The organism is Thiohalobacter sp. IOR34, from assembly GCF_030406045.1.
Taxonomy (GTDB): Bacteria; Pseudomonadota; Gammaproteobacteria; order Thiohalobacterales; family Thiohalobacteraceae.
The window spans coordinates 1,104,118-1,116,358 of sequence record NZ_CP128988.1; the positions used below are offsets into that span (position 1 = coordinate 1,104,118).

Annotated in this window: 11 protein-coding genes; all 11 read left to right on the forward strand. The window is 64.9% G+C overall.

Going from position 1 to position 12,241, the window contains the following annotated elements; translation table 11 throughout:
* The first annotated feature begins 21 nt into the window (after positions 1 to 21).
* From QVG61_RS05115 to QVG61_RS05165, 11 genes are read left to right on the forward strand one after another with little or no spacing between them, the layout of a single operon-like run.
* The gene (locus tag QVG61_RS05115) at positions 22 to 765 is read left to right on the forward strand and encodes an NADH-quinone oxidoreductase subunit C (RefSeq protein ID WP_289932270.1); all 744 of its coding nucleotides are present in this window, start codon (positions 22 to 24) and stop codon (positions 763 to 765) included.
* Positions 758 to 2,011 (forward strand): NADH-quinone oxidoreductase subunit D, encoded by a 1,254-nt coding sequence (locus QVG61_RS05120; RefSeq protein WP_289932271.1) that lies wholly within the window; start codon positions 758 to 760, stop codon positions 2,009 to 2,011. Before QVG61_RS05115 ends, QVG61_RS05120 begins: the two co-directional genes overlap by 8 nt.
* Positions 2,008 to 2,514 (forward strand): NAD(P)H-dependent oxidoreductase subunit E, encoded by a 507-nt coding sequence (locus QVG61_RS05125; RefSeq protein WP_289932272.1) that lies wholly within the window; start codon positions 2,008 to 2,010, stop codon positions 2,512 to 2,514. The genes QVG61_RS05120 and QVG61_RS05125 overlap by 4 nt, the downstream gene beginning before the upstream one ends.
* A 3-nt stretch (positions 2,515 to 2,517) precedes the next feature.
* Positions 2,518 to 3,816 (forward strand): NADH-quinone oxidoreductase subunit NuoF, encoded by a 1,299-nt coding sequence (gene nuoF, locus QVG61_RS05130; protein WP_289932273.1) that lies wholly within the window; start codon positions 2,518 to 2,520, stop codon positions 3,814 to 3,816.
* Positions 3,813 to 6,203, forward strand: a complete 2,391-nt coding sequence (gene nuoG / locus QVG61_RS05135) for an NADH-quinone oxidoreductase subunit NuoG (protein ID WP_289932274.1) — start codon at positions 3,813 to 3,815, stop codon at positions 6,201 to 6,203. Before nuoF ends, nuoG begins: the two co-directional genes overlap by 4 nt.
* 31 nt (positions 6,204 to 6,234) lie before the next feature.
* Positions 6,235 to 7,245 (forward strand): NADH-quinone oxidoreductase subunit NuoH, encoded by a 1,011-nt coding sequence (gene nuoH, locus QVG61_RS05140; protein ID WP_289932275.1) that lies wholly within the window; start codon positions 6,235 to 6,237, stop codon positions 7,243 to 7,245.
* 20 nt (positions 7,246 to 7,265) lie between these two features.
* A complete protein-coding gene (gene nuoI / locus QVG61_RS05145; protein ID WP_289932276.1) occupies positions 7,266 to 7,754 on the forward strand; it encodes an NADH-quinone oxidoreductase subunit NuoI in 489 nt (162 codons plus the stop codon).
* 49 nt (positions 7,755 to 7,803) lie between these two features.
* Positions 7,804 to 8,421 (forward strand): NADH-quinone oxidoreductase subunit J, encoded by a 618-nt coding sequence (locus QVG61_RS05150; RefSeq protein WP_289932277.1) that lies wholly within the window; start codon positions 7,804 to 7,806, stop codon positions 8,419 to 8,421.
* Positions 8,418 to 8,723: an NADH-quinone oxidoreductase subunit NuoK gene (gene nuoK, locus QVG61_RS05155; protein WP_289932278.1), complete on the forward strand. Its 306-nt coding sequence runs from the start codon at positions 8,418 to 8,420 to the stop codon at positions 8,721 to 8,723. The genes QVG61_RS05150 and nuoK overlap by 4 nt, the downstream gene beginning before the upstream one ends.
* 5 nt (positions 8,724 to 8,728) lie before the next feature.
* Positions 8,729 to 10,681, forward strand: a complete 1,953-nt coding sequence (gene nuoL, locus QVG61_RS05160; RefSeq protein WP_289932279.1) for an NADH-quinone oxidoreductase subunit L — start codon at positions 8,729 to 8,731, stop codon at positions 10,679 to 10,681.
* Positions 10,682 to 10,715: 34 nt separating this feature from the next.
* A complete protein-coding gene (locus QVG61_RS05165) occupies positions 10,716 to 12,230 on the forward strand; it encodes an NADH-quinone oxidoreductase subunit M (RefSeq protein ID WP_289932280.1) in 1,515 nt (504 codons plus the stop codon).
* Positions 12,231 to 12,241: the final 11 nt, after the last annotated feature.

Sequence of the window (12,241 nt, forward strand, 5' to 3'; positions counted from 1 at the left end):
CGAAGAAACGACAGGACAGCCATGCCCAGCAGCGCGATGCAACTCAGGGAGCAGGTCGGGGAGATTCTCGGCGATTCACTGCTGTCCGCGGTGGTGGATCGGGGAGAACTGACCCTGACGGTGGAGGCGGAGCGGCTGCGCGAGGTCTGTCTGGCGCTGCGCGACCGCCCCCCCTTCGAGTTCGAGCTCCTCATCGATCTCTGCGGCGTCGACTACCTCGGCTACGGCTGCAGTGAATGGGAGACCGCCGAGGCCAGCGGTCGGGGATTCAGTCGGGCCTCGGCGCCCAAGACCGCTGCCCGGATGCGGCCCGTGGACGAGGAGCTGTCGGTGGAGTCGGCCGGCGGGACCCAGCGCTTCGCGGTGGTCTACCACCTGCTGTCGGTAACCAACAACCAGCGCATCCGTCTGCGCTGTTTTGCCCCGGATGCCGAGCTGCCGGTGGTGCCCTCGGTGGTCGATGTCTGGAACAGCGCCAACTGGTACGAGCGCGAGGCCTTCGACCTGTTCGGCATCGTCTTCGAGGGGCATCCGGACCTGCGCCGCATCCTCACCGACTATGGTTTCATCGGCCATCCCTTCCGCAAGGACTTCCCCCTGTCCGGCAATGTCGAGGTGCGCTATGACCCGGAACGGCAGCGGGTGGTCTATCAGCCGGTGAGCATCGAGCCCCGGGTGCTGACGCCCCGGGTGATCCGGGAATCGGCCGGGGGGCAGGGCCCGGCGGCCGACCAGCCCGCAGCGGAGAATGGCAGCGATGCCTGAGATCAGAAACTACACCCTCAATTTCGGACCCCAGCACCCGGCGGCCCATGGTGTGCTGCGCCTGGTGCTGGAGATGGATGGCGAGGTCATCCAGCGGGCCGATCCGCACATCGGCCTGCTGCACCGGGCCACGGAAAAGCTGGCCGAGAGCAAGCCCTACAACCAGTCGATCGGCTACATGGACCGGCTCGACTACGTGTCCATGATGTGCAACGAGCACGGCTATGTGCTGGCCATCGAGAAGCTGCTCGGCATCGAGGCGCCGGAGCGTGCCCAGTACATCCGGGTGATGTTCGACGAGATCACGCGCATCCTCAACCACCTGTTGTGGATCGGCGCCCATGCGCTGGACGTCGGCGCCATGACCATGTTCCTCTACGCCTTCCGCGAGCGGGAGGACCTGATGGACGCCTACGAGGCGGTGTCCGGTGCCCGCCTGCATGCCACCTACTACCGGGTCGGCGGGGTGTACCGCGACCTGCCGGATTCCATGCCGCAGTACCAGCCATCCAAGTGGCACGATGCGGCCGACGTCAAGCGCCTCAACCGCAACCGCCAGGGGTCGCTGCTCGACTTTCTGGAGGATTTCACCGAGCGTTTCCCCGGCTGCGTCGACGAGTACGAGACGCTGCTGACCAACAACCGCATCTGGAAGCAGCGTACCGTCGGCATCGGCGTGGTATCGCCGGAACGCGCCAAGCAGATGGGCTTCACCGGCCCGATGCTGCGTGGTTCCGGCGTGGAATGGGATCTGCGCAAGAAACAGCCCTACGAGGTCTACGACCGCATGGATTTCGACATCCCGGTGGGCAGCAACGGGGATTCCTACGACCGCTATCTGGTGCGCATGGAGGAGATGCGTCAGTCGAACCGCATCATCAAGCAGTGCATCGACTGGCTGCGCCACAATCCGGGGCCGGTGATTATCCAGGATCACAAGATCGCGCCGCCGCGTCGCGAGGAGATGAAGGCCGACATGGAGGCCCTGATCCATCACTTCAAACTGTTCAGCGAAGGCTATTGCGTGCCGGAGGGTGAGGCCTATGCCGCGGTCGAGCATCCCAAGGGCGAGTTCGGTGTCTATCTGATCTCGGACGGGGCCAACAAGCCGTTCCGGGTGAAGATCCGCGCGCCGGGATTTGCCCATCTGTCCGGTTTCGACGAAATGGTGCGCGGCCACATGCTGGCCGACGCGGTGGCCGTGATCGGTACGCAGGATATCGTATTCGGGGAGATCGACCGGTGACGGTGGAGAATTCACAGCGCAAGTCGGATCTGCTCTCGGCAGAGGTCAGGGCCGAGATCGACCACTGGCTGGCCAAGTACCCGGCGGACCAGAAGCAGTCCGCGGTGCTGCCGGCCCTGCACGCCGTGCAGCACGAACAGGGCCATGTGTCCACCGACTACATGGATGCGGTGGCCGACTATCTGGACATGCCGCCAGTCTCGGTCTACGAGGTCGCCAGTTTCTATTCCATGATCGAGACCCGGCCGGTCGGCCGCAACACGGTCGCCCTGTGCACCAACATCTCCTGCATGCTGTGCGGGGCGGCGGAGATCGTGCATCACGTGGAGAAGAAGCTCGGCATCAAGCTGGGTGAGACCACGCCGGACGGGCGTATCTACCTCAAGCTGGAAGAGGAGTGCCTGGCGGCCTGCGCCGGCGGCCCGATGATGGCGGTGAACGGCCATTACCACGAGAATCTGACCCCGGAGAAGGTGGACCGGATTCTGGACGCGCTGGAGTAGCCGATGGTCAACCAAGTCTGTTTCACCACCCTGCAGTACGAGCAGCCCTGGACCCTGGAGACCTATCTCAAGGTGGGCGGCTACCAGGCGTGGAAGAAGATCCTCGAAGAGAAGACGCCGCCGGAGGACATCATCGAAGAGGTGAAGAAGTCCGCCCTGCGCGGCCGCGGTGGTGCCGGTTTCTCCACCGGCCTGAAGTGGAGCTTCATGCCGCGCAATGCCCCGGTACAGAAGTACATCGTCTGCAACTCCGACGAGTCCGAGCCTGGCACCTGCAAGGACCGCGACATCCTGCGCTTCAACCCCCACGCCCTGATCGAGGGCATGGCCATCGCCGGTTATGCCATCGGCGCCACCGTCGGTTACAACTACATGCGTGGCGAGTTCCACCACGAGCCCTTCGAGCGCTTCGAGGGTGCGCTCAGGGAGGCCTATGATGCCGGGCTGCTGGGCAAGAACATCCTCGGTTCCGGGGTCGATTTCGATCTCTACTCGCACCTCGGCGCCGGCGCCTACATCTGCGGCGAGGAAACCGCGCTGCTCAATTCGCTGGAAGGCAAGAAGGGCCAGCCGCGCTTCAAGCCGCCGTTCCCGGCCAACTTCGGCCTCTATGGCAAGCCGACCACCATCAACAACACCGAGAGCCTGGCCTCGGTGCCGGCCATCATGCGCAACGGCGGCGAGTGGTTCCTGAACCTCGGCAAGCCGAACAACGGCGGCGAGAAGATCTTCTCCGTGTCCGGCCACGTCAACAAACCCGGCAACTACGAGATCCCGCTCGGCACGCCCTTCCCGGAACTGCTGGAGATGGCCGGCGGGGTGCGCGACGGCCATGAACTCAAGGCGGTGATCCCCGGCGGATGCTCCATGCCGGTGATGCCGGCCGAGGTGATCATGCAGTGCACCATGGATTACGATTCATTGTGCCAGGCAGGTTCCGCGCTCGGCTCCGGCGGGCTGATCGTGATGGACGACTCCACCTGCATGGTTCGGGCACTGCTGCGGCTGGCGCGTTTCTACTACGCTGAATCCTGCGGCCAGTGCACGCCCTGCCGCGAGGGCACCGGCTGGATGTACCGGGTGATCAAGCGCATCGCCGAGGGCGAGGGGCGTCCCGAAGACATGGAACTGCTGGAAGCCGCCGCCGGCCAGATCGAGGGCCGCACCATCTGTGCCTTCGGCGACGCCGCCGCCTGGCCGGTGCAGAGCTTCCTCAAGCACTTCGGCCACGAGTTCCGCTACTTCATCGAGCACAAGCGGTCCATGGTCGACGGCACTGTCGGTGCGGGGGTGGCGGCATGAGCGCCAAGCCAGAGATTCCGGCCGAGGACCAGATCACCGTCGAGATCAACGGCCAGGCGTATCCGGCCCGCAAGGGGCAGATGCTGATCGAGGTTGCCGACGAGAACGGCATCCCCATCCCGCGTTTCTGCTATCACAAGAAACTGCCCATCGCCGCCAACTGCCGCATGTGCCTGGTCGAGGTGGAGAAGGCGCCCAAGCCGCTGCCGGCCTGCGCCACGCCGCTGATGGACGGCATGAAGGTGTGGACCGAATCCGACTATGCCCGCGAGGCGCAGAAGTCGGTGATGGAGTTTCTGCTCATCAACCATCCCCTGGACTGCCCGATCTGCGACCAGGGCGGCGAGTGCGAGCTGCAGGACCTGTCCGTGGGATACGGGCGTGACCTGTCGCGCTTCGCCGAGGCCAAGCGGGTGGTGGCGGATGAGGACATCGGGCCCTTGATCGCCACCGAGATGACGCGCTGCATCCACTGCACGCGCTGCGTGCGCTTCCTGGAGCATATCGCAGGCCACAAGGAATTGGGCGGCATGGGCCGCGGCGAGAATACCCGCATCGGTACCTATGTCGGCCAGGCCATCGGTTCGGAGATGTCGGGCAATGTGATCGACGTCTGCCCGGTCGGTGCCCTGACCGCCAAGCCTTCCCGTTTCCGGGCCCGTCCCTGGGAGCTGACCCGGCATCCGGCCATCGCGCCGCACGACTGCATCGGCTCCAACCTCTATCTGCACAGCCGCCGCGGCCAGGTGTTGCGCGCCGTGCCGCGCGACAACGAGAGCGTCAACGAGGTCTGGCTGGCGGACCGTGACCGCTTCAGCTACCAGGGGCTGTCCAGCCGCGAACGGCTGACCGTGCCGATGCTCAAGGAAGGCGGCGAGTGGCGCGAGGTCGACTGGGACCGGGCGCTGACGGCAGTGGCCGAAGGGATCAAGGCGATCGGCGGTGGGCAGCTCGGCCTGCTGGCCTCGCCTTCGGCGACCCTGGAGGAGATGCATCTGCTGAACGGCCTGGCCGAGGGCATTGGCTGCGCCAATCTCGATCACCGTCTGCGGCAGACCGACTTCAGCGACCAGCAGGCCGCGGCCCCGTTCCCCTGGCTGGGGCAGACGATCGAGGATCTGGAGCGGCTCGATTGCGTGCTGCTCATCGGCAGCAACATCCGCAAGGACCAGCCGATCGCCGGTCACCGCTTGCGCAAGGCCTGGCTGGCCGGCGCCACCCTGATGGCCGTCAACCCGGTCGATTATGACTTCCATTTCCGCCTGGCCCACAAGGCCATCGTCCGTCCCTCGCAGATGGTGGCCGAACTGGCCGCCGTGGCCCGGGCCGTGGCCGATGCCAGGGACGGCGAGATCCCCGCCGCCCTCGCCGGTCTGCTCGGCGATGCCGAGGCGGGTGAGACCCATCGGGCCATGGCCGAGGCGCTGCTCGGGGCCGAGCGGGGCAGCCTGCTGCTCGGCCTGGGTGCGGCCATGCACCCGGCAGCCGCCACCCTGCGCGCCCTGGCGCTGTTCATCGCCGAACGGGCCGGGCTGCGGATGGGTCAGCTCAGTGACGGCGCCAATGCCGCCGGGGGCTGGCTGGCGGGGGTGCTGCCGCATCGTACTGCCGGTGGAGCAGGACGCAGCACGGAAGGTCTCGATGTCGGGCAGATGCTGGCCGATCCGCTGGCCGGCTACCTGCTGTTCGGCTGTGAGCCACAGGCCGACTTTGCCGATCCGTCTGCGGCCATGTCGGCCCTCGGGCAGGCCCCCTTCGTCGCCGCACTGACATCCTTCGTCAGCGACGAGTTGCGCCAGGTCGCCAGCGTGCTGCTGCCGGTGGCAACCTTCGCCGAGACCTCCGGTACCTATGTCAATGCCGAGGGCTGCTGGCAGAGCTTCGCCGGCGCGGTGCCGCCGCCCGGCGAGGTGCGTCCCGGCTGGAAGGTGCTGCGGGTGCTCGGCAACCTGCTGGACGTGTCCGGTTTCAGCTACATGTCCTCGCAGGAGGTGCGCGACGAGTTGCGCGGGCGTCTCGGCGATCTCGCCCCGGCACTGCCGGCGATGCCGGCCCGCCTGGCGGAGACGCAGGCGGGGGAGGGCGAGGGCCTGGAACGGATCGGCGAGCCGGCCATCTACGCCGTCGACGCCCTGGTGCGGCGGGCGCCGGCCCTGCAGGCAGCGGCCGACGGCGGGCCGGCACGGGTCCATCTTCATCCGGCCGATGCCGAACGGCTCGGCCTGGCCGATGGCGGACGGGTGCGGGTGAGCCAGGGCGCGGCCGGCGCCGATCTGGAACTGGTCATCGACCCGCGGGTGGCGCCGGGTGCGGTATGGATCCCGTCCGCGGCGGCGGGCAGCGAGGCCCTGGGCAGCGCCTACGGCCGGGCAGGGCTGGCGCGCTGAGGCGGCCACAGCTAGGGGAACGCAGAACCTTATGTTGGACACAGTGATCGAAGTCGCCTGGATACTGGTCAAGATCATCGCCATCGTGGCGCCGCTGATGATCGGCGTCGCCTATCTGACCTTTGCCGAGCGCAAGATCATCGGCTACATGCAGGTGCGCATCGGGCCGAACCGGGTGGGACCGCGCGGCTGGCTGCAGCCGATCGCCGATGCGGTGAAGCTGATGATGAAGGAGATCATCGTCCCCACCAATGCCAACCGCTTCCTGTTCGTGATCGCGCCCATGCTGTCCATCGGCCCGGCCCTGGCGGCATGGGCGGTGATCCCCTTCGCTGATGGCCTGGTGCTGGCCGACATCGATGCCGGCCTGCTCTATGTGCTGGCCCTGACCTCGGTCGGGGTCTACGGGGTGATCATCGCCGGCTGGGCCACCAACTCCAAGTATGCCTTCCTCGGCGCCATGCGTTCCGCGGCGCAGATCATCGCCTACGAGATCGCCATGGGCTTCGCCCTGGTCGGCGTGCTGATGGCCGGCGGCAGCCTGAACTTCAACGACATCGTCCAGGCCCAGCAGGGCAGTATCCTGCACTGGTTCTGGTTGCCGCTGTTCCCGCTGTTCCTGGTCTATTTCATCTCCGGGGTGGCTGAGACCAACCGTGCCCCCTTCGACGTGGCCGAGGGTGAGTCGGAGATCGTCGCCGGTTTCCATGTCGAGTATTCGGGCATGACCTTCGCCGTGTTCTTCCTGGCCGAATACGCCAACATGATCCTGATCGCGGCGCTCACCTCGCTGATGTTCGCCGGCGGCTGGCTGTCGCCCTTCGCGCCGCTGCCGGTGATCGGCGAGCCGAGCCTGTTCTGGTTCGTGGCCAAGATCGCCTTCTTCCTGTTCTTCTTCCTGTGGTTCCGCGCCACCTTCCCGCGCTATCGCTACGATCAGATCATGCGTCTGGGCTGGAAGGTGTTCATCCCCATCACCATCGTCTGGCTGGTGGTGGAGGGCGTGGCGATCATGGCCGATGTCGGCCCGTGGTTCGACTGAGGCGGCCGGGGAGCGATGCCATGCAAGCGATAAAACAGTATTTCAAGAGCCTGCTCCTGTGGGAGCTGATCCAGGGGTTGCGGGTGACCGGCAGATACCTGTTCGCGCGCAAGATCACCGTCCAGTACCCGGAGGAGAAGACCCCGCAGTCGCCGCGCTTCCGCGGTCTGCATGCACTGCGCCGCTACCCCAACGGCGAGGAGCGCTGCATCGCCTGCAAGCTGTGCGAGGTGACCTGTCCGGCGCTGGCCATTTCCATCGAGTCGGAGCCACGCGAGGACGGCACGCGGCGCACCACCCGCTATGAGATCGACCTGTTCAAGTGCATCTTCTGCGGCTTCTGCGAGGAGTCCTGCCCGGTGGATTCCATCGTCGAGACGCGGATCTATGAATACCATTTCGAGAACCGTGGCGAACAGATCATGACCAAGGAGAAGCTGCTGGCCATCGGCGAGCGCCAGGAGGCGCAGATCGCCGCGGACCGGGCGGCGGATGCCATCTATCGATGAGCAGGACAGGCGCCGTCGCGGCGCACCGGATTGAGACACGAGCACCGTTATGACATTCGAGAAACTGGTCTTTTACGTGTTTGCCGCCATCCTGCTGTTCGCGGCAGGGCGGGTGATCACCGTGCGCAACCCGGTGTATGCCGTGCTGCATCTGGTGCTCGCCTTCTTCAGCTGTGCCGCCCTCTGGCTGCTGCTGGAGGCGGAGTTCCTGGCCATCACCCTGGTGCTGGTCTATGTCGGCGCGGTGATGGTGCTGTTCCTGTTCGTGGTGATGATGCTGGACATCAACCTGGCGCCGCTGCGCGAGGGTTTCGTGCGCTACCTGCCGGTGGCGCTGCCGGTGGCCGCACTGATGCTGCTGGAGATGATCCTGGTGGTGACCTCCCGGGTGTTCAGCGAGATGCCGGCACCCGCCGGCCATGGGCCCGACTACAGCAATACCCGTGAGCTGGGCAGCGTGCTCTACACCGACTATGTCTATGCCTTCGAGATCGCCTCGGTGATCCTGCTGGTGGCGATCATCGCCGCCATCGCCCTGACCCTGCGCCGGCGCCCGGGAACCAAATACCAGACGCCCTCGCAGCAGATCGCGGTCCGCCCCGAGGACCGCCTGCGGGTGGTGAAGATGGCGGCCGAGAAGGCGGATGCCGGGGAGGGCTCATCATGATCGGGCTGACCGACTATCTGGTACTGGGGGCCATCCTCTTCGGCCTCAGCATTGCCGGCATCTTCCTCAACCGCAAGAATGTCATCGTTCTGCTGATGGCCATCGAGCTGATGCTGCTGGCGGTGAATACCAATTTCATCGCCTTCTCGCATTTCCTCGGTGACACGGCCGGCCAGGTGTTCGTATTCTTCATCCTCACCGTGGCGGCGGCCGAGGCGGCCATCGGCCTGGCCATCCTGGTGGTGCTGTTCCGCAACCGCCGGACGATCAATGTCGAAGACCTCGACAGCCTGAAGGGGTAAGCGATATGGAAAACATCTATCTCGCCATACCGCTGGCACCGCTGTTCGGCGCCATCCTCGCCGGCCTGTTCGGCAGGTGGCTGGGCCGCACCTGGTCGCACCGGGTGACCATCGCCGGTGTCGGTATCGCCTTCCTGCTGTCGCTGCTGGTCTTCAAGCATCACCTGCTGGACGGGGCGGCGATCTACAATGATTCGGTCTACACCTGGATGGTGGCCGACGGCATCCGCTTCGAGATCGGCTTCCTGATCGACAATCTCACCGTGCTGATGATGACGGTGGTCAGCTTCGTCTCGCTGATGGTGCATATCTACACCATCGGTTACATGCACGACGATCCGGGCTACCAACGCTTCTTCAGCTATATCGCGCTGTTCACCTTCTCCATGCTGATGCTGGTGATGTCCAACAACTTCCTGCAGCTGTTCTTCGGCTGGGAGGCGGTCGGGTTGGTGTCCTATCTGCTGATCGGCTTCTGGTACCAGCGGCCCAGCGCCATCTTCGCCAACCTCAAGGCCTTCCTGGTCAACAGGGTCGGCGACTTCGGCTTCCTGCTCGGCATCGCCGCGGTGCTGATGTATTTCAACAGCCTCGACTACTGGGACGTGTTCGCCGCCGCGCCGGCACTCAAGGATCTGCAGGTCGAGGTCATCCCCGGCCAGAGCTGGTCGCTGATGACGCTGATCGGCATCCTGTTGTTCATCGGCGCCATGGGCAAGTCGGCCCAGGTGCCGCTGCATGTCTGGCTGCCCGATTCCATGGAAGGCCCGACGCCGATCTCGGCGCTGATCCATGCCGCGACCATGGTTACCGCCGGCATCTTCATGGTGGCGCGCATGTCACCCCTGTACGAGCTGTCGGAGACCGCGCTCAGCTTCGTCATGGTGATCGGTGCCATCACCGCCTTCTTCATGGGGCTGCTGGGCCTGGTGCAGAACGACATCAAGCGGGTCATCGCCTACTCGACGCTGTCCCAGCTTGGCTACATGACCGTGGCCCTCGGCGCCTCGGCCTATGCCGCCGGCATCTTCCACCTGATGACCCATGCCTTCTTCAAGGCCCTGCTGTTCCTCGGTGCCGGTTCGGTGATCATCGCCATGCACCATGACCAGGACATCCGCAACATGGGCGGCCTGCGCAAGTACATGCCGATCACCTGGATCACCAGCCTGATCGGCTCCCTGGCGCTGATCGGCACCCCCTTCTTCGCCGGCTTCTTCTCCAAGGACAGCATCATCGAGGCGGTGCACCATTCCCAGCTGCCTGGCTCTGGCCTGGCCTATGCGGCCGTGCTGGGCGGCGTGTTCGTCACTGCCCTGTACAGCTTCCGCATGTATTTCCTGGTGTTCCACGGCACGCCGCGGATGGATGCGCACACCCGCGAGCACCTGCGTGAATCGCCCTGGGTGGTCACTCTGCCGCTGGTGCTGCTCGCCATCCCCTCGGTGCTGGCCGGCTACCTGATCGAACCGGTGCTGTTCGGCGACTATTTCAAGGATGTCATCCTGGTGTTGCCGGAGCATGACGTGCTGGCCGCGATCGGCGAGGACTTCCACGGCGTGCTCGGCTTCGTGACCCATGCCTTCGGCGGGCCGGCCGTCTATCTGGCGGCAGCGGGCGTGCTCACCGCCTGGTATGTGTATCTGGTCCGCCCGTCGCTGGCCGATCTGGCAGCGCAGAAGGCCGGCCCCCTGTACCGGCTGCTGGTCAACAAGTACTACGCCGATGAATTCAATCAGCGGGTGTTCGCCGGCGGTACCCGGGGTATCGGCCATGTGCTCTGGCATCTGGGCGACCGCCTGTTGATCGACGGTCTGATCGTCAACGGCAGTGCGCGGCTGGTCGGCCTGGTGGCGGTGGTGGCACGCCAGCTGCAGACCGGTTATCTGTATCATTATGCCTTTGCCATGATCTTCGGCCTGCTCGCCTTGCTGAGCTGGACCCTGTTCCTGCGCTAGGGCGGGATAGTGAAGAGAACCCAAGGATTCGTTCATGCCGCTTGAATTGCCCATCCTCAGTCTGCTGATCTGGCTGCCGATCTTCGGCGGAATCGCCGTGCTGGCCGCGGGCGATCGCGAGCCCTGGGGCGGGCGGAGCATTGCACTGATCGTCTCGGTGCTCAGCTTCCTGCTCAGCATCCCGCTGTACACCGCCTTCGATAGCAGCACCGCCGCCATGCAGTTCCAGGAGCTGACACCCTGGATCGAGGCCTTCGGCATCAATTACCACCTCGGCGTGGATGGCATCTCCATGCCGCTGATCCTGCTCACCACCTTCACCACCGTGCTGGTGGTGCTGGCCGGCTGGGAGGTGATCAAGACCCGCACCGCCCAGTACATGGCCGCCTTCCTGATCATGGAGGGGCTGATGATCGGCGTCTTCGCAGCGCTGGACGCCATGCTGTTCTATGTCTTCTGGGAGGGCATGCTGATCCCGATGTTCCTGATCATCGGCATCTGGGGCGGGCCACGACGGGTCTATGCCACCATCAAGTTCTTCCTCTACACCTTCTTCGGTTCGGTATTCATGCTGGTGGCGCTGATCTACATGCACTACCAGTCGGACAGCTTCGGCATTCTCGACTTCCACACTCTGAAGCTGGGCATGACCGAGCAGATCCTGATCTTCCTCGCCTTCCTGCTCGCCTTTGCCGTCAAGGTGCCAATGTGGCCGGTTCACACCTGGTTGCCCGACGCACATGTCGAGGCGCCCACCGGCGGCTCGGTGATCCTGGCGGCCATCATGCTGAAGATCGGCGGCTACGGCTTCCTGCGCTTCAGCCTGCCCATCACACCGGATGCCAGTCATGAGCTCGACTGGCTGATCATCGGCATGTCGCTGATCGCGGTGGTCTACATCGGCTTCGTCGCCGTGGTCCAGCAGGACATGAAGAAGCTGATCGCCTATTCCTCCATCGCCCACATGGGCTTCGCCACCCTCGGCTTTTTCCTGCTGTTCTCGATCATCGAGAACACCGGCGACACCCAGGGTGCGGTGCTCGGCCTGGAGGGCGGCATGGTGCAGATGGTCTCCCACGGCTTCATCTCTGCCGCCCTGTTCCTCTGCGTCGGCGTGCTCTACGATCGCATGCACAGCCGCCAGATCGCCGACTATGGTGGGGTGGTGAACACCATGCCGGTGTTTGCCGCCTTCATGGTGCTGTTCGCCATGTCCAATTCGGGGCTGCCGGGCACCTCCGGCTTCATCGGCGAATTCATGGTCATCCTGGCCAGTTTCAAGGGCAATTTCTGGTATGCCTTCCTGGCCGGCACCACCCTGATCCTCGGTGCGGCCTACAGCCTGTGGCTGGTCAAGCGGGTGGTGTTCGGTGCCGTGGCCAACGAACAGGTGGCCGCGTTGCAGGACATCAATCCACGTGAATTCTTCATCCTCGGATCGCTGGCCGTGGCGGTGCTGCTGCTTGGCCTGTGGCCGGCCCCATTGATCGACGTGATGCAGGCTACGCTGCAGAATCTGCTGGCCCACGTCACGGTATCGAAACTCTAAGAGTCTGACCG